This window comes from Paraburkholderia silviterrae (assembly GCF_004353915.1).
Lineage (GTDB): Bacteria > Pseudomonadota > Gammaproteobacteria > Burkholderiales > Burkholderiaceae > Paraburkholderia > Paraburkholderia silviterrae.
The window spans coordinates 118606-144649 of the sequence record NZ_SMRP01000016.1 but is presented as its reverse complement, the minus strand read 5'-3'; the positions used below and the strand labels follow the sequence as shown (position 1 = coordinate 144649).

The 26044-nt window shown below is 64.1% G+C and carries 22 protein-coding genes; 7 read left to right on the top strand and 15 right to left on the bottom strand.

Annotated elements, in window-relative coordinates:
- Positions 1–68 precede the first annotated feature (68 nt).
- The 8 genes from EYW47_RS42480 to EYW47_RS26630 all read right to left on the bottom strand — a co-directional run bounded on the left by EYW47_RS42480 (position 69) and on the right by EYW47_RS26630 (position 8247).
- Positions 69–857 (bottom strand): helix-turn-helix transcriptional regulator, encoded by a 789-nt coding sequence (locus tag EYW47_RS42480; RefSeq protein WP_276322963.1) that lies wholly within the window; start codon positions 855–857, stop codon positions 69–71.
- 263 nt (positions 858–1120) lie between these two features.
- A complete protein-coding gene (locus tag EYW47_RS26660; protein ID WP_133197833.1) occupies positions 1121–1300 on the bottom strand; it encodes a hypothetical protein in 180 nt (59 codons plus the stop codon).
- 6 nt (positions 1301–1306) lie between these two features.
- A complete protein-coding gene (ggt, locus tag EYW47_RS26655; RefSeq protein WP_133197832.1) occupies positions 1307–3073 on the bottom strand; it encodes a gamma-glutamyltransferase in 1767 nt (588 codons plus the stop codon).
- A gap of 199 nt (positions 3074–3272) precedes the next feature.
- Positions 3273–4676, bottom strand: coding sequence for an MFS transporter (locus tag EYW47_RS26650; RefSeq protein WP_133197831.1), 1404 nt, complete (start codon positions 4674–4676; stop codon positions 3273–3275).
- A 219-nt stretch (positions 4677–4895) separates the two neighbouring features.
- Positions 4896–5675 carry a phosphocholine cytidylyltransferase family protein gene (locus EYW47_RS26645; RefSeq protein ID WP_133197830.1) on the bottom strand — a complete coding sequence of 260 codons (780 nt, stop codon included), beginning with the start codon at positions 5673–5675 and terminating at the stop codon, positions 4896–4898.
- Positions 5676–5696: 21 nt separating this feature from the next.
- Complete coding sequence (locus EYW47_RS26640) at positions 5697–6707, bottom strand: flippase-like domain-containing protein (protein ID WP_133197829.1); 1011 nt, start codon at positions 6705–6707, stop codon at positions 5697–5699.
- Positions 6704–7540 carry a HalD/BesD family halogenase gene (locus EYW47_RS26635; RefSeq protein WP_133197828.1) on the bottom strand — a complete coding sequence of 279 codons (837 nt, stop codon included), beginning with the start codon at positions 7538–7540 and terminating at the stop codon, positions 6704–6706. Before EYW47_RS26635 ends, EYW47_RS26640 begins: the two co-directional genes overlap by 4 nt.
- Positions 7537–8247 (bottom strand): CDP-alcohol phosphatidyltransferase family protein, encoded by a 711-nt coding sequence (locus tag EYW47_RS26630; RefSeq protein WP_133197872.1) that lies wholly within the window; start codon positions 8245–8247, stop codon positions 7537–7539. The genes EYW47_RS26635 and EYW47_RS26630 overlap by 4 nt, the downstream gene beginning before the upstream one ends.
- 230 nt (positions 8248–8477) lie before the next feature.
- Between EYW47_RS26630 and EYW47_RS26625 the strand changes: the two genes are divergently transcribed.
- Positions 8478–8912, top strand: a complete 435-nt coding sequence (locus tag EYW47_RS26625) for a hypothetical protein (protein WP_133197827.1) — start codon at positions 8478–8480, stop codon at positions 8910–8912.
- 58 nt (positions 8913–8970) lie between these two features.
- Here the strand turns inward: EYW47_RS26625 and EYW47_RS26620 are convergent, their stop codons facing one another.
- Entirely contained in the window at positions 8971–9495 is a 525-nt protein-coding gene (locus tag EYW47_RS26620; protein WP_133197826.1) for a hypothetical protein, read from the bottom strand.
- A 727-nt stretch (positions 9496–10222) separates the two neighbouring features.
- Here EYW47_RS26620 and EYW47_RS26615 point away from each other — a divergent pair.
- The 3 genes from EYW47_RS26615 to EYW47_RS26605 all read left to right on the top strand — a co-directional run bounded on the left by EYW47_RS26615 (position 10223) and on the right by EYW47_RS26605 (position 12626).
- On the top strand, positions 10223–11386 hold the full coding sequence (locus EYW47_RS26615; RefSeq protein ID WP_133197825.1) for a porin: 1164 nt from the start codon (positions 10223–10225) through the stop codon (positions 11384–11386).
- 276 nt (positions 11387–11662) lie between these two features.
- Positions 11663–12016: a sugar ABC transporter ATPase gene (locus EYW47_RS26610; protein ID WP_133197824.1), complete on the top strand. Its 354-nt coding sequence runs from the start codon at positions 11663–11665 to the stop codon at positions 12014–12016.
- A 103-nt stretch (positions 12017–12119) separates the two neighbouring features.
- Positions 12120–12626 (top strand): metal-dependent hydrolase, encoded by a 507-nt coding sequence (locus EYW47_RS26605; protein WP_133197823.1) that lies wholly within the window; start codon positions 12120–12122, stop codon positions 12624–12626.
- Positions 12627–12843: 217 nt separating this feature from the next.
- On the opposite strand, the gene amaB is transcribed toward EYW47_RS26605, so the two are convergent.
- Positions 12844–14343: an L-piperidine-6-carboxylate dehydrogenase gene (gene amaB, locus EYW47_RS26600; protein ID WP_133197822.1), complete on the bottom strand. Its 1500-nt coding sequence runs from the start codon at positions 14341–14343 to the stop codon at positions 12844–12846.
- A gap of 282 nt (positions 14344–14625) precedes the next feature.
- Positions 14626–14829 (bottom strand): DUF6900 domain-containing protein, encoded by a 204-nt coding sequence (locus EYW47_RS26595; RefSeq protein ID WP_133197821.1) that lies wholly within the window; start codon positions 14827–14829, stop codon positions 14626–14628.
- Positions 14830–15161: 332 nt separating this feature from the next.
- Between EYW47_RS26595 and EYW47_RS26590 the strand changes: the two genes are divergently transcribed.
- On the top strand, positions 15162–15836 hold the full coding sequence (locus EYW47_RS26590) for a helix-turn-helix domain-containing protein (RefSeq protein WP_133197820.1): 675 nt from the start codon (positions 15162–15164) through the stop codon (positions 15834–15836).
- 16 nt (positions 15837–15852) lie between these two features.
- Here the strand turns inward: EYW47_RS26590 and pcaQ are convergent, their stop codons facing one another.
- Positions 15853–16890 (bottom strand): pca operon transcription factor PcaQ, encoded by a 1038-nt coding sequence (pcaQ, locus tag EYW47_RS26585; protein ID WP_133197819.1) that lies wholly within the window; start codon positions 16888–16890, stop codon positions 15853–15855.
- Positions 16891–17028: 138 nt separating this feature from the next.
- Between pcaQ and pcaH the strand changes: the two genes are divergently transcribed.
- On the top strand, positions 17029–17733 hold the full coding sequence (pcaH, locus tag EYW47_RS26580) for a protocatechuate 3,4-dioxygenase subunit beta (protein ID WP_133197818.1): 705 nt from the start codon (positions 17029–17031) through the stop codon (positions 17731–17733).
- The gene (gene pcaG, locus EYW47_RS26575) at positions 17733–18323 is read left to right on the top strand and encodes a protocatechuate 3,4-dioxygenase subunit alpha (protein ID WP_133197871.1); all 591 of its coding nucleotides are present in this window, start codon (positions 17733–17735) and stop codon (positions 18321–18323) included. Before pcaH ends, pcaG begins: the two co-directional genes overlap by 1 nt.
- Positions 18324–18506: 183 nt before the next feature.
- Here pcaG and EYW47_RS26570 read toward each other — a convergent pair whose 3' ends face one another.
- The 3 genes from EYW47_RS26570 to uvrA form a co-directional block, all read right to left on the bottom strand.
- Positions 18507–19085 (bottom strand): NnrU family protein, encoded by a 579-nt coding sequence (locus EYW47_RS26570; protein WP_133197817.1) that lies wholly within the window; start codon positions 19083–19085, stop codon positions 18507–18509.
- A gap of 314 nt (positions 19086–19399) precedes the next feature.
- Positions 19400–19630: an H-NS family nucleoid-associated regulatory protein gene (locus tag EYW47_RS26565; protein WP_133197816.1), complete on the bottom strand. Its 231-nt coding sequence runs from the start codon at positions 19628–19630 to the stop codon at positions 19400–19402.
- A gap of 309 nt (positions 19631–19939) precedes the next feature.
- Positions 19940–25915 (bottom strand): excinuclease ABC subunit UvrA, encoded by a 5976-nt coding sequence (gene uvrA / locus EYW47_RS26560; RefSeq protein ID WP_377785359.1) that lies wholly within the window; start codon positions 25913–25915, stop codon positions 19940–19942.
- Positions 25916–26044: the final 129 nt, after the last annotated feature.

Here is a 26044-nt window from a genome sequence, read left to right as displayed (position 1 = left end):
ACAAAAAGAACGCAATCCCCGGCGAGCCCAGGCGCGTTGCGTTTCCGATACGCAACGCGCCGGCTCGCTCAGCGCCGCGACAACTGCAGCAGCCGCGCGAGCCGCGAACGATTGTTGATGCCGAGTTTCTGAAACGAACGATCGAGGTGCGTACGCACGGTCGTATAGGAAATGCCGAGCCGCTGCGCGATCTCCTTGTCCAGCAGCCCCTCGGCCGCGAGCACGACCACCTCGCGCTCGCGAGGCGTGAGACGCCCGAGCAGATCGTCTCCAGATTGCACCATCTCCTCCGGCGTGACCTCCACGGGCGCTTCAGGCGCCTTCGTCATGCCGGCTTCACGGCGCGAGCGTGCCAATGCCACGGTGAAGGCCGGCCGGATCAGTTCGAGCAAGGCAAGTTCATGATCGGAAAAATTCTCCCGGTGCTTGCCGCGCCAGATCCGCAAATCGCCGATGTTCTCGTCGCCGTCCCAGACGAACAGGTTCAAGCCCCAGTACAGGCCGTCGCGGCGCAGGAAATCATTGAAGAACTCGGTGCTCGCGAGCACGTCGTGCGGCACCACGTCGGTCACGCGCACCGCCTCACGACGGTTCTGCAATGACGGCATGAGTGGATCGCAATACTGGAAATAGCGTTCGTAATCGCCGAGATTGTCCGCGGACATGTTGACGGCCACGCGATGCACGAACGCTCCCTGCACGGCATCCCAGACGTAGGACCCCATATAGTCCGCGCGCAGCAGATCGAGCATGCGCCGCCCCACTTCGAGCCGCAGGACGTCCTCCGGCAAGGTGCGGTCGGCCAGCGGCTTGAAGACGTCAGCGAGCAACGCCAGTTCGCGGCTTGTGAGTTGCATGCGCGGCGTGATGGATCATGGTTGAAAAGCGCTTGTGTCGCCTCCGGGTCGGGCCCGTTGCCGTTGCGTGCGCAGACATCGGGGCAGCCGTCAACATTAGATCGCAGTTGGCGTGCCCAACCCATTCAAGAAAACCCGCGAGCACATGAACGAGGCCCGAAAAGAAAAACGGGCGGCCATGGCCGCCCAGGAAAACACACGCCGGCTGGGTTTTCACGCCGCCGGAATTTGCATACTACGCGACGATCCAGGTCGCCGAGTCCTCAATAAAGAGGACAAAACGCCAGCAAACGTTCATCGGATGCGAGCTTTATACGCATGCGCCCGAAGCGCCGCGCGCCGACCCAAATTTGGGAAAACTGGATCGGCATTTTTTTCTCATCGGCAACCCGATTCGCAACATTGAAGCGCAACGCGCCGGCAAACTCTACCGACGCGTGCATCTCAGGTCACTGCATCACGCGCGTCACGCCACGTCCGCGCGGATCGGCCGCCGCCTCCGGCGTGTCGCCGTCGATACGGATCGCCTGAATGTCGCCGCTGAACTCCTGGCCCTTGAGCACATAGCCCCTGGCCTCGACCTGCCTCGCGAGATCGCCATCGATCGGTTGGTACGGCTCCCAGAAAATCGTATTGGGCGGCAGCAGTTGATGGTGGAAGCGCATCGCGGCAACCGCGTCCTTCAGCGGCATCTTGAAGTCGTAGATGTTGTTGATGACCTGGAAGATCGACGTAAAGATGCGCGAGCCGCCAGGCGTGCCGATCACGAGCGCCACCTTGCCGTCCTTCGTGAGGATCGTGGGCGTCATCGACGAGAGCGGACGCTTCTTTGGCGCAATCGCATTTGCATCGCTGCCGACCACACCGAACATGTTCGGCACGCCGGGCTTGGACGAGAAGTCGTCCATTTCGTCGTTCAGCACGATGCCCGCGCCCGGCACTACGACGCCCGAGCCGAAGTAACCGTTGATCGTATAGGTGTTCGAAACGGCGTTACCCCACTTGTCGACCACCGAGAAGTGCGTCGTCTCGGCCTTCTCGGGCATCTTGTTGCCGTGCGCCGTGTCCGCCATCTGCGGCATCGAAGTGCCGAGGCCGGGCTGCACGCTCTTCGTATCCGACAGCTTCACGGGTTCCACTTCGCCGGCGCGTTTGGCAAGATAGGCGTCGTCGGTGAGCTGCTCGACCGGCACCTTGTAGAAGTCGGGGTCGCCGAGATACTGTGCACGGTCGGCGAATACGCGCTTTTCGATCTCTGCGATCAGATGGATGTATTGCGGCGAATTCAGCGACACGTCCTTGAACTGCGGCGCGAGCATCGCCTTCATCTTGAGCAGCTGCACGAGGCCCACGCCGCCCGAGCTCGGCGGCGGCGCGGTGATCACCTCATAGCCGTTCCAGCTGGCCTCCACCGGCTGGCGCCAGACTGCCTTGTACTCCTGCAGATCGCGCTTCGTAATGAGGCCGTTGCCCTTCATCGCCGTCGCGATCAGGTCGGCGGTCTTGCCGTCGTAGAAGTCCTTCGCGCCCTGGTTCGCGATGCGCGTCAGCACATTGGCGAGATCGGGCTGCTTGAACGTCGCGCCCTCCTTCATGTCGCCGAAGTACTGGTCGAAATTGGTCTTGCCGCCGAATTCCTTCGACGCTTCCGCGCGGCGCTTCGCAAGTTGCTCGTCGACGACGAAGCCGTCGCGCGCGTACTTGATCGCGGGCTGCAGCACCTGCTTCCATTGCAGCTTGCCGAAGCGGCGCTGGGCCGCCCACATGCCCTCGACGGTGCCCGGCACGCCCGCGGCGTCGTAACCGTAGAGGCTCTTGCCCTCGATCACGTTGCCCTTGTCGTCGAGGTACATGTTGCGCGTGGCGGCCAGCGGCGCGCGCTCGCGATAGTCGAGGAAGTACGGCTTGCCGTTCACATACAGCGTCATGAAGCCGCCACCGCCAATGTTGCCGGCTTCGGGATACGTAACGGCCAATGAGAAGGCGATGGCAACCGCCGCATCGACGGCATTGCCGCCTTCCTTGAAGATCTGCTCGGCGGCGTCGGCAGCAAATTTGTCGGCCACGGCAACTGCCGATGCGTTCAGGATTGCGGGACGTTGCTGCGTGTCCTTCGCGAATGCGGGCGTGGCTTCGAGAAAGCCCGCGGACAGCGTGGAAAGCGAAACGATTGCGAAAGCAACGGCGGAAATTTTCGTTCTATTGACCAGCTTCATTCAGTGACCTCCATGATTCGGTTCATCGAGCACCCGCTTGCAACCCGGCATTTCAATCGACTTTCAGCCGGGTTATTGCGCTTATAGCACGCGACGCAAACGTTTGCGATCAAGCCTGCCGCCGATACCTTTCACAAGACAAGCACAAGACAAGCACAAGACAAGCACAAGACAAGCGCAAGCGAAATGCACGGGCAGATCAGTTGGGGCCGCGCCGCCCACGCGCAATTTCCTCGCCTGCATTGGCGGGCAGACGCATCGTCACCGGAATCGAGGCCACGGAGAAAAGTGCCACGACGAAGAACGCAGGCCAGAAGTCCGACCACACAATGGTCGAATGCCCCTGTATCCGATGCGAAACTTGCAGCACGATCCCTGCGATGGTCACGCCGAGCCCCAGCGAAACCTGCTGGATCACGCTCGCGACGCTCGTCGCGCGTCCAATGTCTTTGGTGGGAATATCGGCGTATGCGAGCGAGTTCAGCCCGCTGAACTGCAGCGAAGGAAACACGCCGCCCAACAGCACCACGAGCCAGATGAGCCATATTGGCGTGCCTGGCGTGAACAGCCCGTATACGGCGATGGACGCGCCCGCCAGCGCGGCGTTGACGATCAGGGTGCGGCGAAAGCCGAAGCGGCCGAGCACGTGCGAAACGATGGACTTCATGAAGATCGAGCCGAATGCCGAAGCGCAAGTGATTGCGCCCGAAACGAACGCCGTCATGCCGAGCCCTTCCTGCAGCGAGAGCGGCAGCAGGAACGGCACGGCTCCGAGTCCGATGCGAAACAGCGCCCCGCCCGCCACACTCGCATTGAAACTCGGGATGCGCAAAAATTTCAGATCGAGAACGGGCCGTGCGGCGCGCTGCGCGTAGAGCCAGTACCCAGCGAGCAAGAGCGCGCCCACCGTGCACATCGTCACGGCTTTCCCATTGGAAACCAGCTCGCCGCCCACGAACGACAGCCCGAGCATGAAGAGCGAAGCGCCGCCCGCGGAGAGGATGAAGCCGAACCAGTCGAGCGGTCCCGGATGCTCCTCGTGCATGTTCGCGATATGCCGGTTCGCGAGCCAGATGCCGAGCACGCCAATCGGAATATTGACGAAGAAAATCAGCCGCCAGTGCAGATACGTCGTGATGAAGCCGCCGAGCGGCGGCCCCATCACCGGGCCGAGCAAGGCCGGCACGGTCAGATAGTTGACCGCGCGAATGAAGTCCGACTTGGGCAGCGAGCGAAAGATGATGATGCGGCCCACCGGCACCATCATCGCGCCGCCGATACCTTGCACGAAGCGCGCGGCCACGAACATTTCGAGCGACCTGGACGCGGCGCACAGCAGCGAGCCCGCCATGAAGATGCCGATGGCGGTGCGAAACACGTTGCGCGAGCCGAAGCGATCGGCCACCCAGCCGCAAATGGGAATGAACACACCCAGCCCGATCACGTAGCTCGTGACGGCGAGTTTAAGGGTGATGGGACTCTGGCCGAGATCGCGGGCCATCGCGGGAAGCGATGTGACGATGACCGTCGCGTCCACGTTCTCCATGAACATCGAGCACGCGACGATGAGCGGAACGATGAAAGTGCCGAGAGCAAGGGGCATGGGCAGGAACGACAGTCAGCGTGGCTGATGGCGTAAAGCTGCCATTATGGCACCGTGTTGCCGAAAACGGTGAGGCCGCAACAGATGAAGCGACGCGGAAAAATACGTGGTGAGCGCCGCAAAAAGCACAAGGGCCATGAAGCCCGCCACCGCACTCGCACGGCAACGGACTTCACGGCCCGCTCATAGCGGCAGCAAAAACCGCGGCTCAGAGCACCATCAAACCGCCGTCTGCTTCACGCGGCTCACGACCGGCGCCAATTGCGGGAGCACCTGTTCCGTGGCGCGCGTCACGTCGTTCGGGAAGTCGATCTCGATCCACGGCGCGCCAGTCACGTCCGCGGTTTCGAACTCGCTGCCGCGTTCGAGCAGCAAATCGCGCAGTGCTTCTTCGTGCGGCATGTTTGCGCGCCCCGTATCGACATAGCCCTCGACGATCTGCGCAAAGCGGCGCGCCGTCGTTTCGTTCAGGCGGAAGAAGCCAACCGATTCGCCGATCGTGTCGTACTGCAGCCCGACCGCAAGCTGCTTGCGCAGCTCGACAGGCACGCCATCGCGCAGGCACAGCTTCACGGGCTCGTCGCCGGCCTCGAAGTCGCGGTCGATCAACAGGCGATTGGCCGGCGCCTCGCCCGCCACGAGCGGCGCGAACACGCGCTCGTCATAGAGCACGTCCGCGTCCATCAGCAGCACGTCGCCGCCACGCGTGAGCGCATCGGCCGTGCGATGCACCGTGAGCACGCTGCCCAGGTCGAAGCGCGGATTGAGCACCACCTCGACCTCATGCGGCCAGGCAATGCGCTTGAGCTCGGCCTCGACCAGCTCCGGCTGGAAGCCCAGCGCGAGCACGACTTCGGTGACGCCCGCCGACTCGAGCATCTGCAAATGGCGTTCGAGCAGCGTCACGCCCTCGAATTCCAGCAGACATTTCGGAAACTGTTCTCCAGCGCGTTGCTGAAGGCGCAGGCCGAGGCCTGCCGCGAGAATGATGGCGCGCATGCGTTCCTTGGGAGAAAAAGGTCAATCGGCAACTTCGACCGCAGGCACGCGCACCGCGCGTCGGCGTTGCCAGCTACGTTCGCTGATATGCAGATACAGCAGGCCCGGCAGACCGAGCACGATCTCTCGCGCGCGCTTGGCGAGCGAGAGCGCGAGTGCCGCCTCGGGCGGCAGGCCGACGAGCGGCGCGAGCAGCAGATAGCCGCCCTCCTGCACGCCGAGCGAGCCGGGGATGGCAAAAGCCGCGCCGCGAATGGCCTGGCCGATGCTTTCCAGCAGCAACGCATCGACCCAGCCGACGGGATGGCCGAGAAAGCGCAGCGCAAGCCACACTTCCACCGTGCCGACGAGCCAGCCCACGAAGCTCAGCACGAAGCTGGCCACCACGCGGGCGCGATCGGCATAGAGCGCCTTGACGGCGGCGTCGACGGCGTCGGCGCGCGAGGTGAGCGAGGACCAGTCGCGCTTGCCGAATATCTTCGAGGCGAGACGCAGCACGCGGCCGAACAGCCCGCGGCGCTGCGCGACATAGAAAAGCCCGATGAGGGCGCCAAGCACGCCGGTCGCAATCAGCGCGGCAACGCCGAGATCGCGCGGCGCGCCGTTCGCGGCATAGACGGAAAAGAGCGCGATGCCGGACACCGCGAAGACGATCTGCGCGAGCGCCTGCAGCGTCGTGCTCACAGTGATGGCCGCCGCCGCGTCGCGCATGGGCACGCCACGCTGCGCGAGTTGCCGCACCATGACAACCGGACCGCCGATCTGCCCGGCCGGCAGCAGACTGTTCACGGACTCGCCGCTCCAGCGCGCGAGCAGCGCATCGCGCCGGCCGACCTGGTCGCTTTTGCGAAACAGAACGGCAATCGCACCTGCATCGAGCGCGAGCGGCACAAGGTGGAAGGCAGCGACCAGCGCGAGCCCCCAGCCTGCCACTGCGAGCGCGCCCGTGACCGAGCCGAGACCCTGCCATGCGAGCAGCGCAATGAACAGTGCCGTGCCGATCGACATCAGCACAATGGCGGCACGACTCACGCCGGCCCTCCAGCCTTGCCGCCGCCAGCACGCGCGGACTGGAGCGCCTTGCGGAACACCTGGCGAAAGCCGAAGTACGCGATCGCGTCCTTCATGTTCGAGATGAAACGCCGCCACGGGCGCATGTTCGGGTTCGTCACGTATTCGAACGTGAGCGAGACACGCACTTCGCCCTCGCGGCTCGGCGTCACGCGGTGACGCAGCTTGTCGCCGTCGAACAGCACGAGCGCGCCCGGCGGATACTGCACGGCGCCCGGCTCGTCGGTCTTGCTGGCGTCGCGCGTGTGCAGCTCGTAGTCGAGGATGCACGAGGAGTCGTCGATTACGCCGAACAACACGGTATAGCGGCGGCCGTCGTAATACGAGGTGTCGTAATGCCAGCCGATGTGATCGCCTGCACGCGTGTAGTAATAGAGCGCGTACGCGTGCGGATCGTTCTCCGGAGAAAGCTGGAGCCGGTCGCCCGTGATCTTTTCCAGCCACGCGATGAGCTTCGGCGAGCGGTACAGCTCAGCGATATACGGCTGCAAGCGGTCGATCGTGTGACGGCTCACACTGCCGCCGGCCTTGTGGCCCGGGATGAAATTGCGGTTGACCTCGGGCATGAGCGCGTTGGCGGCGTCGATGAGCCGCTGCGTCGCCTCAGGAGGCAGGAATTCGGAGAGGTAGAGGAACGAGCCCTGATCCACGTACTCGCCGCGCAGCCGATCCGGGTCCTGCTTGCCCAGCGCACGGCCAATCGCGGCATCCGCCTCGGCTGACTGAGCGGCCGACTGAGCGCCGGCGGCACGCATATTGGCGGCGACGTGTTCTTCTTCTGCTTGCACACTCATCTGCTGATCCAGGCCTGACTGGTTTCCTTGGCTGGCCTCACGCGACGCGTGACGCGCCAATAGTCGAGCACCACGTAAATGGCAAAAAGCGGCGCGCCAATGGACGCGGCCACGACAAACGGCGAGACGATCCCGGTGAGCGTGACGAGCGGCAACAGATAGAGCACGTCTTCCGTTTCGAAGCCACCGACGAACGCCTGCTGGGTGCCGGCCTTGCCGGCCATTTCCTCGATGCGCATGCGCAGAAAGAAGATCACTGCGACCGCCACGCCGGCTACACCGCCGAGCAAGGCAGGCGGCACGTGCCATTGAATCCTGGCGGAGCCGGCGGCAACCGCTGCGGCGCCGAGCCCGTAGCCCATGCCCAGGAACAGAAGGACGGTCGTTACCGCGTCGGCGGCGAGATCGTAGAAATGGCCGATTCGACTGGTTTTACCACTGATTCGCGCGAGCTCGCCGTCGGTGTGATCAACGAAATTCGACAAAACAATCAGAAATGCGCCAATATTGACGTGCAGAAAGTCGCCGTGCGCCAGATAGAAGGCGCCAACGAGGCCGATCAACAGGCGCAGCGTGGTCAGATGATTGGGAGTGACGCAGGTCGGCACGAGCGGCGTCACGAGCCAGCGCGCCGCGCGCGCGTCCCATGTGCGCGGCAGCGGCACCGCATGCGGAGCCGGTTTTGCAGGTTTATCTGTTCCAGTCATAACCGCGAAATAATATACGGCTTCCAGAAAACTTGCAGGTTTTCCGGCCGGCGAATAGAAATTGAAAGGTAGCTGGGGCCGTATGGCGCACGGGCCGCGCGTGATGGTTCTCCGATGCGGCGCCGCAAGCAATTTCGCGCGAACCCGCGTACAGTGCAACGCTTCGCATCGGCCTACAGGCATCGCGTGGATACCCGACGGCGTTAGTGCCGCCCATCGTCAGAATTCCAATGAAACGTCTTACCTTTGCTGCTTTTCTGCTCGCGGCGCTGCCCTTCGTGCCCCTCACCGGCCATGCCGCCGCCCTCGACGATTCGCTGACCTGCAAGGAGTCGGCGCACGACTTCATCTCGGGGCTCATCGACCAGAAGTTGATCGACGCCAAGCCCATGAAAGTCGAAAGCAATTCGATCAACGCTTACTGGCCGGCGCACGGCCAGCGTCTGACGGCCTACGGCTTCCACGTGTTCGCAATCGTGGGCTTCCAGCAAGACGACCCGCTCTTCCAGACCGGCAACGGCAAGCCGATTGCCCGTTCGGCCTACGGCGCAGTGGTCGTGGCCACGCAGGCCAAGGTGCAGGCGGCGCTCGACGTGGTAGGCAACACCGCGATCGTCTATCACGCCGGGCCGCTGCTGACGGCCATCTTCTGCCAGCAGGACTAACTGGACTCACGGGACTAACCGCCCCGTCCACGCGCTGTTGCGCGACCGTGTGCGTCAGTCAGTCGATACGGCCGAAGCCACCTTCGGCCCACGCCTGTGCGCGCGCCTTGTTCAGCTTGAAGGTGGGCGCGACGCGCACCTGCGCGATCTGCTCGCCAAACGCATCGAGCGCCGTGAGCAGCGCGTAGGGCTCGTATTCGTCGGGCACGATGTCGAGGGTCACATCGATGTCGCCGTCGCCAGTGCTCGCGCCCACGCGCTTGTGCAGTTGCGCGCGCAATTGCTGCTCGTGGCGACGCAATACCTCGGACGCCGTTTTCACGAGCGTGTTGAACGCCGAAGTGTCGAGCGGCTTGGGGTTCTTCTTGTCGCGACCCATGGTCCATGGGCCGACCAGCGCCGGCTCCGGCTCGCCGTCCTTGATCATTGCAACGGCCCAGCCGTCGTCGTCCTCGTTCTTGATGACACGCGCCGTCCAGCCGTCCTTGCGCCACAGGCGCGGTTCCTGGATCACTTCGGCCGAATCGGTGCTCGGGTCCTGAAAAGTGTCCTCGGGAATGACAGCGGGAGAAGAATCGGTCATGGCGGTTTCCATCGGGTTCTGCGGAGACTACCCGCTGCATCGCGGGCAGGGGCAAGATTTTAACCGCAAGCACCCGACCGGGGGTCACCCGGCCCGGCCGGCACCCTTTTCACCTCGCCATGAAATCGCCGGAATTCAGCCGGAATTCAAATAGAACGAATATAGAAAAATGGCCGTGCCGCATGCGCACTCAAATGCGACGGTATGTCTCACTCCATTTTTTGCAATACTGTCTTTCACGTCTCAAATCGAATGAAAATCGATTCGACGACGAAGGCAAAAAAAACGCGGCCCGAGAGCCGCGTAAAACAGATGAAAAAAGACCACCCTTGGTCAAGGGGTAGACATATTGTACCGTCAGAATCCGCGCCGATAGGTCGCACAAACTGGAACAGTACCTTTCAGAAATCGAGTGAAATATCCCGTAATACGTTTCGGATTGGCCCTAACGCCCGCCACACAAGCCATTGCTGGCGTCGTTCTCACACAACATAATCTCGGATGGTGCATTTTGTCGCATCTTCGAATGATTTGAAAAAATGCTTTCTACGCAGTGACTTATAAACGCCAATCTCGTTATTTCCATTTCAAAAATGTATTGTTGCGTCAGACAAAGCAAGCCATCGAGATTGCCGGAATACACTTCGGTTCGAATCTTCAGACCACGGAAACCGCCGCGGCGATCGTTTTCCGTGAGATTCCCAAGTACTGTCCGGAGTTAAAAAGCATGAAAAAAACCCTTATCCTCGCTGGCGTTCTCGGTGCATTTGCAATGAGCGCACACGCGCAAAGCAGCGTAACCCTGTACGGCTCGCTGGATGCCGGCCTCCTCTACGCGAACAATGCCGGTGGTCACAGCCTGTGGGCGCAGGGCAGCGGCGCGATGTCGAACAACTACTTCGGCCTGAAAGGCGCTGAAGACCTCGGCGGCGGCCTGAAGGCGATCTTCACGTTGGAGAGCGGCTTCAACCTCAATAACGGCGGCTACAAGAACGGCGACAGCGGCTTCAACCGTCAAGCCTTCGTCGGCCTGCAAAGCGACCAGTACGGCGCGCTCACCCTCGGCCGCCAGTACGACTCGATGAACCAGTATCTGGCGCCGCTCTCGGAAGCCGGCCTCGGCTTCGGCAACAACCTGGCCGGTCACCCGTTCGATAACGACAATTTCGCACAGTCGTTCTCGGTCAAGAATGCGGTCAAGTACTCGAGCGCGAACTACGCGGGCTTCCAGTTCGGCGGCATGTACGGCTTCTCGAACCAGGCCAACGGCTTCGCCAACAGCCGCGCATGGAGCGCAGGCGCGTCATACAACAACGGCCCGCTCAATGTGGCGGCCGGCTATCTGCAACTGAACAACTCGGGCAGCTACGGCGGCAACGCGAACGGCGCAGCCTCGGCTGACCAGAATATCTCGGCTCGCCTGCAGCGCTCGTTCGGTGTCGGCGCGAACTACACGTACGGCCCGGCGCAAGTCGGCTTCGTGTGGTCGCACTCGCAGATCGACGGCCTGCAAAGCCTCGGCAGCGGTGGCATGAATCTCGCGGGCATCAGCGGCCTGAACCTGCACCTCGACAACTACGAAATAAACGGCGCCTACCACCTGACCCCGGCGCTCGCGTTCGTGGGCTCGTACACGTTCACCGACGGGACCGTGACCGGAACCGGCACCGGCGATCAAAGCCCGAAGTGGCACACCGTCATGCTCGGCACCGACTACTCGCTCAGCAAGCGCACCGACGTCTATCTCGCCGGCGTGTACCAGCACGCTTCGGGTTCGCTCGGCGTTCAGAACGGCGTGCCCGTGGCCAACGTCGCGGCGATCAACACGCTGTCGCCTTCGTCGACTGGCAACCAGGTTGCCGCAACAATCGGTCTGCGTCACCGCTTCTAACGCGCACCGGCTTGCGCCTCGCGGCGCAAGTCTTCGGGCAGGCGGCGCGAGCCGCCGCATTGCCCGCTCACTGCCCAACGCACATGCTGCACGACCGCATGTGCGTTTTTTCTTTGCTTCCTTCGCGCGGCTTTTTCCTGCGTCCTCTGCCTCTGTTGCATCTTTTTACTTCTGCGTGAACCTGCGCTGTCAGACGCATGCGTATACTCATGAGCACGTTCGCCGCAACGCATCTCGCGTTGCTTTTCGCCAGGCATTCGCCACGACGCTCATGTCATGAATACCCTCACGCAACGCCTTGTCGCCGCCCTGCCGCTCGCACTCGTCGCCGCCTGCGGATCGTCGCCGCCCAGCGCCACTTCCGATAGCGACACGATGGTCTACGCGTCTTCGGCACGCTCGCCTTCGTCGATTGCGAGTTGCCTCGAAAGCCGCTTGTCGCGCGCGTACGAATCGCATGCGGGCAACGCCACCGAACTCGCGATTGGCTCGCGTTCAAACGCATCGTACTTCGTCACGCTCACGCCGAACGGTTATGGATCGGTGATTCGCGTGACGCACGGCGCGTCCAGCTCGAACGATCCGCCTGAGGAAGAACTGCGCTTCGACGTAGCGCGCTGCACGACCTGATGTCTCGAACGGCGCGCGATAAATTCTGCGCGCTGCCCCCTGTCACGAAGCCGTCGCATCTGCGAAGATTGCGCCCTCTTTCGACTTTGCACTACACCGCTTCATGGCATCAGGGACCGCACATCACGCCACCGGCTGGGCCGCCGGCGTCATCGCCGCCGCAATCGTCACGCACACCGGGACGGACAGTCACTGGCATCTCTACGCCGCACTGGCGTTCATCGCAGGCGTGGCGGGCGGTACCGCGCCTGACTGGCTCGAAGTTGCGTGGTGGCGCAAGAAGCGCCGGCTATGGATTACCCATCGCACGTTCACGCATTGGGGCCTCGGCTGGATTGCCTTGCTACTGTGGTCGTATCGCGGGCTGGGACATCTGGCTGTTGCCGCGCCGGCATTCGGCTTCGCGTGTGGCGGGCTGATCCATTTGTTTGCAGACTGGCCGAATCCGCTCGGCGTGCCCTGGATCGTCCGGCGCCACTCACTGAACCTGTGGCGCAGCGGCCGGTGCGATCTGATCGTCGTGGCGGCTTCGTGGGTTGCCGCGTGGTTCTTCGCCGTGCATGGCGTGCCGCATAGCTGGTCGCTCGAGCCGCTGCGCCGGCTCGCCTGAAGCGCACAACGTATGCGTCCCGGTGCGCGGCCGCGCCCCGGGAGCGGTTAGCCGACGAGCATTGCGCTGCGCCATTTGATCTGCAATCCAAAGTAAATGGGCGATGGGCGCTTTGCGTTGGCAGAGCTGTGCCGATGCGCGATTGCCTGATGCGGGCTCTGAGAAATCGGACCAGGCAGCGACGCACGCACCGCGCCGCCGCCCTGGGTTGCGATGATCAATCGAGAGAAAAATCGATGCCCTGCGCCAGCGGCAGCGCCGACGAATAGTTGACGGTGTTGGTCGCGCGCCGCATATAGCCCTTCCACGCGTCCGAACCCGACTCGCGGCCACCGCCCGTTTCCTTCTCGCCGCCGAATGCGCCGCCGATTTCCGCGCCGCTAGGCCCGATATTGACGTTCGCAATACCGCAATCGCTGCCCGATGCGCAAAGGAAACGCTCGGCTTCGCGCAGATCCGTCGTGAACACGCACGAGGACAAGCCGTGCGCCGCCGCATTGTTCGCTGCAACGGCTTCGTCGAAGTCGCGATATTTCATGACGTAGAGAATTGGCGCGAACGTTTCCTTTGCGACAATCGCGCTTTGCGCCGGCATCTCCGCCAGCGCAGGCCGAACGTAATAGCCGTTTGGCAAGCCGTCGACGGCAACGCGCTCGCCGCCCGTCACGACCCCGCCTTCGGCTCGCGCGCTTTCCAGCGCGGCCTGCATGCGCTCGAACGCGTGCGCGTCGATGAGCGGCCCCATCAGGGTGCCTGCCGTGAGCGGGTTTCCGATTGGAACCTTCGCATAGAGTTGCTTGAGCCGCTCGAGCGTTGCGTCATAGATGCTCTCGTGCACGAACAGGCGCCGTAGCGACGTGCAGCGCTGCCCGGCCGTGCCGACTGCGGAGAACAGAATCGCGCGCAAAGCCAGTTCGCGGTCGGCGCTCGGCGTCACGATGCCTGCATTGTTGCCGCCGAGCTCGAGGATCGCGCGCCCGAAGCGCTGGGCAACTGCGACGCCCACTGCACGGCCCATTTCCGTGCTGCCGGTGGCGCTGACGATGGCCGCCCGCGGATCGGCCACGAGCTTCGCGCCAACGTCGCGCCCGCCCACCACGAGCGAAACGAGCCCTTGCGGCGCGTCGCCAAACGCAAGCACGGCATCGCCCATGATTTTCTGCACCGCAAGCGCGGTGAGCGGCGTTTTCTCCGAGGGCTTCCAGATCACGGGATTGCCGCAGACCAGCGCGAGCGCGGCATTCCAGGACCATACGGCGACGGGAAAATTGAACGCGGAGATGACAGCGCACACGCCCATCGGGTGCCAGCTCTCAGCCATGCGATGCCCCGGACGCTCCGACGCAATGGTCAGGCCGTAGAGCTGCCGCGACAAGCCAACGGCGAAGTCGCAGATGTCGATCATCTCCTGGACTTCGCCCAGCCCCTCCTGAAGGATCTTCCCGGCCTCCAGCGACACCAGGCTGCCGAGCGCCTCTTTGTGCGCGCGCAGACGCTCGCCCAGCAGGCGCACCAGCTCGCCGCGGCGCGGCGCCGGCACGTTGCGCCACTGAAGAAATGCCGCCTGCGCGCGGGCCAGCGCTGCATCGACGTCCGCGGCCGAGTGGCTTGCCACCCGCCCGATCACCTCGCCGGATATCGGCGATCTCACCTCAATCTCACCCGATCTGGCGACTTCTGAAATGCCGAGGTCGGCAAGAATGCGCGCTGCGTCCATGACCGTTCCTTTATTTCCGATAAGAAACAAACTTTGGTGGACTGACTATACACGGGGGAAAATGGTGCAGCAAGGCGAAGGAGACAGCGCTCCCCTCATGCGGCATGACAGGACGGCGACAGGCGCCGCGCCGCGATTGGCTGCTGTCGCGCATTACGCGAAAGCTCGGGTGCCGGAATTTCCTATCGGAAACATCGACCAGGGGATGCGGGACGACCAGGCAGGCGCGTGACGACGCGGGAAGTCACACGCGCCGGTAGTGCTCGCGCCCGTGCGCCGCGTTCAGGACTCTTCGATGCATTCGGCACGGCCGACGCGGTGACCGACGATCAGCCCCGCGTCATACGCAGACTCAAGCGCACGGCCAACGTCTTCCACACTTACCAGGTGGTAGTCCACGGTCTGCTTGCCAGTCAACTCGAAGCCTTCGATACCGAGCGTCCTTCGCGATATGGCCAACAATAATTCGAGACGTTCGTCGCGCATTTTCTTCTCCAAACTTGATGTATGTCATCAAATCAAATAGTAAGGATCGCCATACGGCTCGTCGCGTGACCGCGCGACGCAGATCGAGGCTCTATTCGAATTCTTACCGTATTGAAAGACCGTTTCCGCGACAACAAGATCCACGAAAAGCTTTAAACATGGTTAATTCGGTTCCCTGAATGGTTCGAATCGAAGAAATGCGAGCCAACGGGCTTTCACGGCGTCGGCACTCAGACTGCGAACGTTAGCCATCTGGCCGATGTTTCCTAAAAGCGACGATTTGCTATGATCGGAAACGTGCCAGAACACTCGCTCCTGCTCTTCTAACGCTCATGGACACCACGCTTACGCAATCGGCGGCTTCGTCGTCCGCAGACCTCGGCCGCCGCGTCCGCGCCGCCCGCCTTGCCCTCGACCTGACGCTCGAGCACGCGAGCCACGTGTGCGGCGTGTCGCGCTCCACGCTCTCCAAAATCGAAAACGGGCTGATGTCGCCCACCTTCGACGTACTGCAGAAAATCGTTGCCGGACTGAAGATCGATCTGGGCGAGCTGTTCGGCTCGACGCCGAAGCTCGACTTCGGCGGCCGCCGCGCGCTCACGCGCCATGGCGCGGGCAAGCCGCACGCTTATCGCGGCTATGAGATGGAGTTGCTCGCCACGGAACTCGCGCACAAGGCCATGCTGCCGTTTCTCGTGCGCATCACGGCCCATTCGGTGGACGCGTTCGACGACTGGGGACGCCACGAGGGCGAAGAGTTCATCTATGTGATCAGCGGCAGCATTTGTCTGCACACCGAGCTCTACACCCCCACGCATCTCGGGGCCGGTGACAGCCTCTACTTCGACAGCCGCACCGGCCACTTTGCCGTTTCCACCAGCAAGGAGGACGCGGTGGTGCTCTGGATGTCGACAGGCGCCGCGGTGCCGGGCGCATTCGAAGCCGCCGAACCGGCGCCGCCCCCCAGCAAACCGCCCCGTTCCAAAAAGAAACTTCCGGCAACCTGAGGCGCGGGCCGCTGCGTCAGCCTTCGGCGTCGCCTGGGCGCCCCTTGTGCCCGCTGCCAGCCGCGGCACCCGGACGACGGCGCGTGCGGCTCGCTGCCGGTTTCGCATGCACCGCCGCGTCGCGCTCGCGCGCCGCCTGTCTCACCGCGTCGATCAACGCGCGCCCGGCGGCCGTCGGTTGCGTGTCGGTACGCTGGATCAGGCCGACTGGCTCCTCGCCACCCGCGCTCGGCAGCGGCAGGCGCACCAGCGTACCCGCGCGCAGATCGTATTCGACCGCCCCCGACGGCACAAACCAGACCGCGTCGTTTTCGAGCGCCAGCGCACGCCCCACCGAAACCGAGAGCAATTCGACAAACGAGGTGAGCGGTGGCGCGCCCCACGCCGCCAGCAGACTGTCCGCGGCCTGCCGAATCAGCGTTCCGAACGGCGGCAGCACGAGCGGAAACTGCGTGGGGAACTGCGCCAGCGGCAGCGCCGATCCGGCCTGCTGCGCGAGCGGATGACCCGAGCGCACGACCACTGCCATCGGCTCGTTGTAGAGCTGCTCGAAACTCAGGCCCACCATGCGCTCCGGATCCGCGAGACGCCCGACCGCAAAACTGATCGCCCCCGCTTTCAGGCGCTCGAGCAATTCCGCATTGGCAGCCGTCAGGAGCCGTATGCTCACGCGCGGCCACTCGCCCGCGAAGTGCCGCAGCGCAGTCGGCACGAGCGCGGTCGCCACCGTCGGCAACACGCCGATGTCGAGCGTTGCCGCCACCGCCCCCTCTTCGCGCGCAAGCAGCGCAACGCCCTGGCGCAGCGCGCTCACACACGCGCTCGCGTGCGGCATGAAAAGCTGCCCCTCCCGCGTGGGCACCGCGCCGTGCCGCCCGCGCTCGAACAGCTTCACGCCGAGCGCCGACTCGAGCTCGGCAATCGTCTTCGAAACCGCCGGCTGCGTAATCGAAAGGCTCTCGGCCGCCTGCTGCACGCTGCCGAACTGCGCAACCGCGAGAAAGCACTGGAGATGGCGAAATTTGACGCGTGAGTCCGCAAGCCGGTTTTGCATAACGGTTGGTTATACGAGACGCGAGAAAACGTCATTTTGCATAACTTTTCGCCTTGGATAAAGTGGCGGCATGCGTGCGCTGCGACCGTCCGCCGCGTAGCGCACCTTCCTCCCACAATCCTGCCAGGAGACACCCACATGGACGAGTCCTTCCTGTCGCCGCGCGATTTCGATTCGCATCCGGCGTATGTCTATCCGCCGTATCGCTCATCGGTCAAACGTGGCCCGACGCTGCCGCTGATTCCACTAAAGGAAAAATTGCGCAATCTGCATGCGCCCGTGTACGGCGCGGAAGATCTCGGCGCGCTCGACCACGATCTCACGCGCAACGCGGCGCGCAATGGCGAGCCGCTCGGCGAGCGCATCATCGTCACGGGCCGTGTGCTGGACGACGGCGGCAAGCCGGTGCGCAATTCGCTCGTTGAAATCTGGCAGGCCAATGCAGCTGGACGCTACGTTCACAAGCAGGACCAGCACGATGCGCCGCTCGACCCGAACTTTCTGGGTGCGGGGCGCTGCGTGACCGACAACGACGGCCGTTATCGCTTCCTCACGATCAAGCCGGGCGCGTACCCGTGGGGCAATCACCCCAACGCGTGGCGGCCGAATCACATTCACTTCTCACTGTTCGGGGATTACTTCGGCTCGCGCCTCGTCACGCAGATGTATTTTCCCGGCGACCCGCTGCTTGCCTACGACCCGATCTTCCAGGGCACGCCCGAACAGGCGCGCGATCGCATGATCTCGCGCTTCTCGCTCGACACCACCGAAGAAGGCTTTGCACTCGGCTACGAATTCGACATCGTGCTGCGCGGCCCGAACCAGACTCCCACGGAGCGTTGATCATGGCACTCAAAGAAACGCCTTCGCAAACCGTCGGCCCGTACTTCGCCTACGGCCTGTGCCCGCAGCAATACGACTTCGATTTCAAGAGCCTCTTCACGCCTGAGATGGCCGGCCGGCAAACGCCCGGCGAGCACATCACGCTGATCGGGCGCGTGATCGACGGGGACGGCAAGCCGGTCTTCGACGCCATGCTGGAGTTCTCGCAGGTCGACGCCAACGGCCAATATCCCGCGTCACGCGCCCAGGTGGCCGAAAACGGCTTCCGCGGCTTCGCACGCGTGGGCACCGGCACGGATCCGGAACAGCGCTTCGTCGTGCGCACGGTGAAGCCGGGACGCGAGCAGGCAGACGAAGCGCCGCACATCAACGTGATCGTCATGATGCGCGGCATGCTCACGCACACCTTCACGCGCATTTATTTCGACGACGAAGCCGCTGCGAATAGCGCCGACCCGGTGCTCGCCGCGGTGCCCGAAGCGCGTCGTGGCACGCTGGTCGCGCGCCGCAGCGAGCAGGCAGGGAGCATCGTCTATCACTTCGATATCTGCATGCAGGGCGAACGCGAAACGGTGTTCTTCGATCTGTGATGCGCGGCGGCGCAGCGGCGCATGTAGCCGGTCCAGCTACAGATCCGCCTGCGCCGACTTTCACGCGGCTTTCATGAACAGACCCTAAGATCGCAACCACTGCGATCTGATCGCGGAACTCCGAGCTGCACCTTGACGAAGCCTGCCTCGAGCAGGCTTCTTTTTTTGATTTTGCGGCTCGCGTCAGCCGAGCGGGCGCACGCCGATCAGCATTCCGTGCAGCCAGAACGCGAACAGGTCCCACGCGACGAGTCCGATCACGACGACCAGCGCATCGCGCGCCAACGTACCCTGCGCATAGACGACACCGACCTCGCGATCGCGCCGACGGTCCGCACGCAGCTTGAGCAGCGCCCAGACCAGCAACGCGGCGAACAGGACGATGGCGTGAAGCGTGCCGTTGGCGAGCAGATGGGCGAACGCCCAGAGCGCCACGCCGCTCATGAACGGCTGGCCCAGCGCGCGCTTGATGTGATTGCCCGGCACGCAGGCAGCCGCGATCATCACGAAGGCAATCGCGGTGAGGAGCGCAGTGACGTGCACCATGCCGAACGGCGGCAGCCAGACTGGCACGGGATAGCGCCGCGCGAGCGCGTAGCCCCGGACGATGAACACGAGGCCGAGAATCGAAAACAGCGCGAAGAAGCCACGCCATGCCGGCATGCCGAAGCGCTCGATTTGCGCCTCGCGCCATGGCGCGGCTACGACGCGGATCGAATGCATGGCAATGAAGATTGCAAGGCCCAGCACCAGTAACGCCATATTCGCCCCCTGGACACGGCATAAGCGCAATGGCCGGTATTGTGGCGCAACCGCACGGCATGGCCAATCGGCAAGATCAACGATCTTCCGACGAATATACGCTTAAACGGCTTATGGCCAAACCGGAGCAGGCGGATGCGAAGCGCCATTGATTAAATGGGCAATATCCACCGAAAGGCATTTTTAAAACGGCACTGAAATTTTGCCGCAATGACTAAAGCCGCCAAACAGACAATCGGGCAAATCAGGAAGGGCCCCGTGCGCCGCGCATGGTCTCGCATGCGACCGCCAGATGCTGCGCCAGGCCTCGCCCGCTAGCAGCGAAAATGCTCTATGTCCTGCCCCGCATGCTTGTAGCGCAACAACCAGGACGGCATGTCGCCTTCCCCATTCCAGGTATTGCCATATGCATCGCGGTACATCGGCTGCCGTTCACTTTCGGCAATGAATAATTCAAGATCTTCGAGCGTAATGCCGTACTCATCCATGCGGCGCTTAATCCACAGGATGAGCCGTTCGCGCGCCTCACTGTCGAGGTCGAACATCGGTTAATTCCTCTCGCATCGCTAAGGCAAGGCGTTGATCGATAACGATTCGTCTGCCCTGAAAAGACAAAGGCTTCGCCAAATGCCGCGAAGCCCTGCTGCACTGATGAGGTGACCCGGGCATGGAACCCGTGGCCGGTTCGGAGGGGATCTGAGGTCCGCTGCTCCGCTCGCCAGAATGGCCGCTATAGGTGCGCGGCGACTTGCTGCAAGCGGAGCCCATCATACCTTGCGCGAGCCGCCCAGATCAAGCGGTTTGACGCCTGCGAGGCCCACTCGGGGCGCTCGCAGGCGTCCTGCAGCATCGGCTTATGAGGCGGTTGCTCGCCGCTTCGCGGCACGCGCGCCGTCGGGGGCGGTTTCGTCCGCCGCTGCGGCTGCATCGTCGGCCGCGGCAGAAGACGGCAACGGCTGCACGCCGCTCGCCGTGCGCGCGAGCACGGGCGCAAGCGCCGCGCCGGTGTGGCTCGCCGCCACCTTCACGAGCCCTTCCGGAGTCGCCGCGCCGACGATCGTGCCGCCGCCCACGCCGCCCTCGGGACCGAGATCGATGATCCAGTCCGCCTCCGCGACCACGTCGAGGTCGTGCTCGATCACGACCACGCTATGCCCCGCATCCGCGAGACGATGCAGCACGCGAATGAGGCGCGCCACGTCCGCCATATGCAGCCCCACGGTGGGCTCGTCGAGCACGTAGAGCGTGTGCGGTGCCTTCTGGCCGCGCCGCGTGATGTCGTCGCGCACCTTGGAGAGCTCCGTGACGAGCTTGATGCGCTGCGCCTCGCCCCCTGAGAGCGTCGGCGACGGCTGCCCGAGCGTGAGGTAGCCGAGCCCGACGTCCTTCATGAGCTGCAACGGATGCGCAATGCTCGTGATCGGGCCGAAGAACTCCACGGCCTCATCGATCTCCATCGTCAGCACTTCGCCGATGTTCCGGCCACGCCATGTGACGGCCAAGGTTTCCGGATTGAAACGCTGGCCGTGGCAGACATCGCACGGCACTTTCACATCGGGAAGGAAGCTCATGCCGATCGTGCGCACGCCCTGGCCTTCGCAGGCCGGGCAGCGGCCATCGCCGGTATTGAACGAGAAGCGCGACGCGCTATAGCCGCGCGCGCGCGCCTCGAGCGTATCGGCAAAGAGACGGCGAATCGCGTCCCACACACCGATATAGGTGGCGGGACACGAACGCGGCGTTTTTCCGATCGGCGTCTGATCGACTTCGAGCACGCGGTCGATGGTTTCCCATCCGCTAATCGCGTCGCAGCCCTGCCACGTATGCGAAACGTCGAGCTTCGGCTTCTTGATCGTGCGCGCAAGCACGCTCGAACGGCGCTCGGCAGCGCTCGGTGCACTCTCCTTCGCGGCCTTGCGCGCGCGGCGCTCCGCCGGGGAAGACAGCACCGAACGCCCCACCGCGTCGAGCAGATTCGAGAGCAGCACATCGCGCGCGAGCGTCGACTTGCCGGAGCCGCTCACGCCCGTGATCGCCACGAGGCGGCCGAGCGGAATCTGCGCCGTCACGTCGCGCAGGTTGTGCAGCTTGCCGCCATGCACGGTGAGCCACTGCGCGGGCACGGCCTCGCGACCCGCACGCGCCGGCTTCACTTCGCGGCGCGGCTGCAGTGGATGCACGATCGGATGCGCGAGATAGCGGCCCGTCACGGAGTCGGGCTGTGCCGCGAGATCGGCGACCTTGCCCTGCGCGACCACGCGTCCACCGCGCTTGCCGGCGCTCGGCCCGATGTCGATGATGTGATCCGCGCGGCGAATCGTGTCTTCGTCGTGCTCGACGACGACGAGCGTATTGCCCTTCTCGCCCAGACTGCGCAGCGCGTCGAGCAGAATCTGGTTGTCGCGCGGATGCAGGCCGATGGTCGGCTCGTCGAGCACATAGCACACGCCCTGCAGATTGCTGCCGAGCTGCGCCGCGAGACGAATCCGCTGCGCCTCGCCGCCCGAGAGACTCGGCGCGGCGCGGTCGAGGCTCAGATAGCCGAGCCCGACTTCTTCGAGGAACTGCAAGCGGCTGCGTATTTCGCTCACCACGTCGCGCGCGATCTGCGCATCGCGGCCGTTCAGCTCGAGCGACTCGATCCAGCGGCGCGTTTCGGCCACGGTCCACTGCGCGACGTCGACGATCGGATGCTCATCGAATGTCACCGCGCGCGCGACCGGATTCAGGCGCGTGCCATGGCAATCCGGGCACGGCTCGTCGACCATACCGTCCGGCTCCAACTCCTCGGACGGCAAGGTCTGCTCACGGCCGCGATCGTCGGCGCCAACGACGGTATCGTCATAGGCCGCGCGCTGCTCGCGCGTGAGCGCGAGACCGGTGCCCACACAAGTCGTGCACCAGCCGTGCTTGCTGTTGTACGAGAACATGCGCGGATCGAGCTCGGGATAGCTCGTGCCGCACACGGGGCAGGCGCGCCGCGTCGAAAGCACCTTGACTTCACCGATGCGCGCAGTCGAATTGCCGTTGCCGAGCGCATGACCGAGCCCATCGAGCGGCGCCAGCAGATGCACCACGCCCTTGCCGGCTTCGAGCGTCGCGGCGAGCATCTGGCGCAATTGCGCCTCGTTTTCCGGCTCGATCACGAGATCGCCAACCGGCAATTCGATCGTGTGCTCGCGGAACCGGTCGAGCTTCGGCCATGGCGAAACCGGCACGAATTCGCCATCCACGCGCAGATGCGTATTGCCGCGCGCCTTCGCCCATTTCGCGAGGTCGGTGTAGACGCCCTTGCGGTTCACGACGAGTGGCGCGAGCAGGCCCACGTGCTGGCCGCGGTGCTCGCGCAGCAGTTGCGCGACGATTGCATCGACGCTCTGCGACGTCACCGGCGTGCCGTCATGCACGCAATGCTGCACGCCGAGTTTCACATACAGGAGCCGCAAGAAATGCCACACCTCGGACGTGGTCGCCACCGTGCTCTTGCGGCCGCCTCGCGAGAGACGCTGCTCGATGGCGACGGTAGGCGGAATGCCGTAGACGGCATCGACTTCCGGCCGCCCCGCGGGCTGCACGATGGAGCGCGCGTAGGCATTCAGCGATTCGAGGTAGCGGCGCTGGCCCTCATGAAAGAGAATGTCGAACGCGAGCGTGGATTTGCCCGAGCCCGAGACACCAGTAATCACATTGAACCGGCCATGCGGAATGTCGACGTCGAGCGCCTTGAGATTGTGCTCGCGTGCGTTCACGATGCGCACCACGTCCTCGCCCTGAATCTCGCGGCGCGTCTGCGCCGCGCGCAACGCCGTCTGCAGCGCTACGCCCTCTTCCTCCGCCACGAGCGTGCCGGCGCCGTTGCCGAGCGCGGCTTCATAACGTTCGAGCGCGGCGCCCGTATGCGAGCGCGGGCAGGCGATCGCGTCGTCCGGCGTGCCCACGCACACCACCTCGCCGCCCGCGTCGCCGCCTTCCGGGCCGAGATCGATCAGCCAGTCCGCGGCGCGGATCACGTCGAGGTTGTGCTCGATCACGAGCAGCGAATGGCCACCCGCGAGGAGCTTGCCGAACGCGCGCATCAACTTGGCGATGTCGTCGAAATGCAGGCCTGTGGTGGGCTCATCGAACATGAAAAGGCGCCCACCGGCTGCGTTCTCCCTGCCTTTCGCCTGCGCCGTTTCCGCCAGATAGCCCGCGAGCTTCAGGCGCTGCGCCTCGCCGCCCGAAAGCGTCGGCACGGGTTGCCCGAGCTTCACGTATTCGAGACCCACGTCGACGATCGGCTGGATCACGCGCAATACTTCGGCATCCTCACGGAAGCATTGCGCCGCCTCGCTGACGGTGAGATCCAGCACGTCCGCAACCGAGAGCGTGCGGCCACCGCGCTCGATCTTCACTTCGAGCACTTCCGGGCGGTAGCGGCTGCCGTCGCAGTCCGGGCAGCGCAGATAGACGTCGCTCAGGAACTGCATTTCGATGTGCTCGAAACCCGAGCCGCCGCAGGTCGGGCAACGCCCCTCGCCCGAGTTGAAGCTGAACATGCCCGCCGTATAGCCGCGCTGCTTTGCGAGCGGCGCCTTGGCGAACAGCTTGCGGATCTCGTCGAACGCACCCACGTAGCTGGCCGGATTCGAGCGCGCGGTCTTGCCGATCGGCGACTGGTCGACGAACACGGCGTCGCTGATCTGCTCCGCGCCGCTCAGGTTGCGATAGACGCCTGGCGCTTCGGTGGCCTTGCCGAGGTGACGCGCGAGAGCCGGATACAGCACGTCCTGCACGAGCGTCGATTTACCGGAGCCCGACACGCCCGTTACGCACACGAGGCGCTGCAGGGGAATCTCCACCGTCACGTCGCGCAGATTGTGCTCGCTCGCGCCTTCGAGCACGAGGCGCGGCGTGCTCGCATCGACGGCGCGGCGCTCCCAGTGCGAAGCGTCGGCGACGGCCCGGTGGCCGCCCAGGTACTCGCCCGTCAAGGTGCCGGACGAGCGAATGTCGTCGGGCGTGCCGTCGTAGACAATCGTGCCGCCACGCTCACCCGGGCCGGGCCCCATGTCGATCAGCCGGTCGGCGGCCAGCATCACCGAGGGATCGTGCTCGACGACCACGAGCGTGTTGCCCGCGTCGCGCAGGCGGTGCATCGCTTCGACGATGCGGTTCAGGTCACGCGGATGCAGGCCGATGCTCGGCTCGTCGAGGACGAATAGCGTCTTCGTGAGCGACGTGCCGAGCGCCGTGGTCAGGTTGATGCGCTGCACCTCGCCGCCCGAGAGCGTGCGGCTCTGGCGGTCGAGCGTGAGATAGCCGAGTCCGACGTCGCATAGATACTTCAGCCGCGTGCGCACTTCCGCGAGCAGCAGCTTGAGCGCGTCGTCAAGCAGTGCTGACGATAGCGAGAGACCGTCGAAGAAACGGCGGATGCGCTCGATCGGCAGCAGCATGACGTCGTGAAGCGTAAGGCCAGGCAGCGCTTCGAGTTGCGCGCGCGACCACTGCACGCCGTGCGGCATGAAACGCGCCTCGGGCGCGAGCACCTCGTCCGCATTCTCCTGCGACCCAAGGCGCCATTGCAAAGCCTCCGTTTTCAGGCGCGCGCCGCCGCACGTTTCGCACGGCGTGTAGCTGCGGTACTTCGAAAGCAGCACGCGAATGTGCATCTTGTACGCCTTCGACTCCAGATACTGGAAGAATCGCTTGACGCCGTACCACTGCGCTTGCCAGTTGCCCTTCCAGTCCGGGGTGCCGTTAAGCACCCAGTCGCGCTGCTCCTGCGTCAATTCCGACCACGCAGTGTCGCGCGGAATGCCGGCCTTGGCGGCGTAGCGCATCAGGTCATCCTGACACTCCTTCCACGCGGGCGTTTGCAGCGGCTTGATCGCGCCGCCGCGTAGTGTCTTGCGCGCGTCGGGAATCACAAGCCCCCAGTCGACGCCGATCACGCGGCCGAAGCCGCGGCACACATCGCACGCGCCGTAGGCCGAGTTGAACGAGAACAGTGCCGGCTGCGGGTCCGCATAGCGCAGATCGCTGTCCGGGCAATGGAGGCCGGTGGAAAAGCGCCAGATCTGCGGCTCGGGTTTCGCATCGGAAACATCGGCGGCGCCGTCGGTTTCCGATACGACATAAATGTTCACACGTCCGGCACCGCGCCTGAGCGACGCCTCGATCGCCTCGATCACGCGGCTCTTCTCGGCGTTCTGCAGGCGGAAGCGGTCGGCCACCACGTCTAGCAGCTTGCGCGTGCCGTCGGCGCCCTTCACTTCGCGCTGCGCCTGCACGCGTGTGTAGCCGCTGGCGGAAAGCCACTGCGCGACTTCCTCTTCGGTGGTCGTCTCGGGCAACTCGACCGGGAACGTCACGACGAGGCGCGGGTCGCCCGCGGCCGTGCGCGAGCGCAATTCCGCGTAGATCGTCTCGGGCGTGTCGTGACGCACCGGCTGCGCGGTCTCGCGGTCGAACAGATTCGCGGCGCGCGCGTAGAGCAGCTTCAGATGGTCGTTCAACTCCGTCATCGTGCCGACCGTGGAGCGCGAACTGCGCACGGGGTTGGTCTGGTCGATGGCGATGGCGGGCGGCACGCCGTCGACGCGATCGACCTGTGGCCGGTCCATGCGGTCGAGAAACTGGCGTGCATATGCACTGAAGGTTTCGACGTAACGGCGCTGCCCTTCCGCGTAAAGGGTGTCGAACACGAGGCTGGACTTGCCCGAGCCAGACGGGCCGGTCACGACCGTCATTTGGCCGGTGTGCAGGTCGAGGTCGAGATTCTTGAGGTTGTGCTGGCGGGCACCGCGGATACGAATAGATCGGTTATCGCTCACTTGCGCTGGCATTCCGGCTGGATGAAACGCGTGGGGCCGGGCGGCGCGGCCCGGCAACGCTCAGCCCTGGTGGGGCCGTCTGGGTTGAGATTCTACTGTATATTTATACAGCACGCCGGGCGTGTGCCCGCCGAGCCCCTG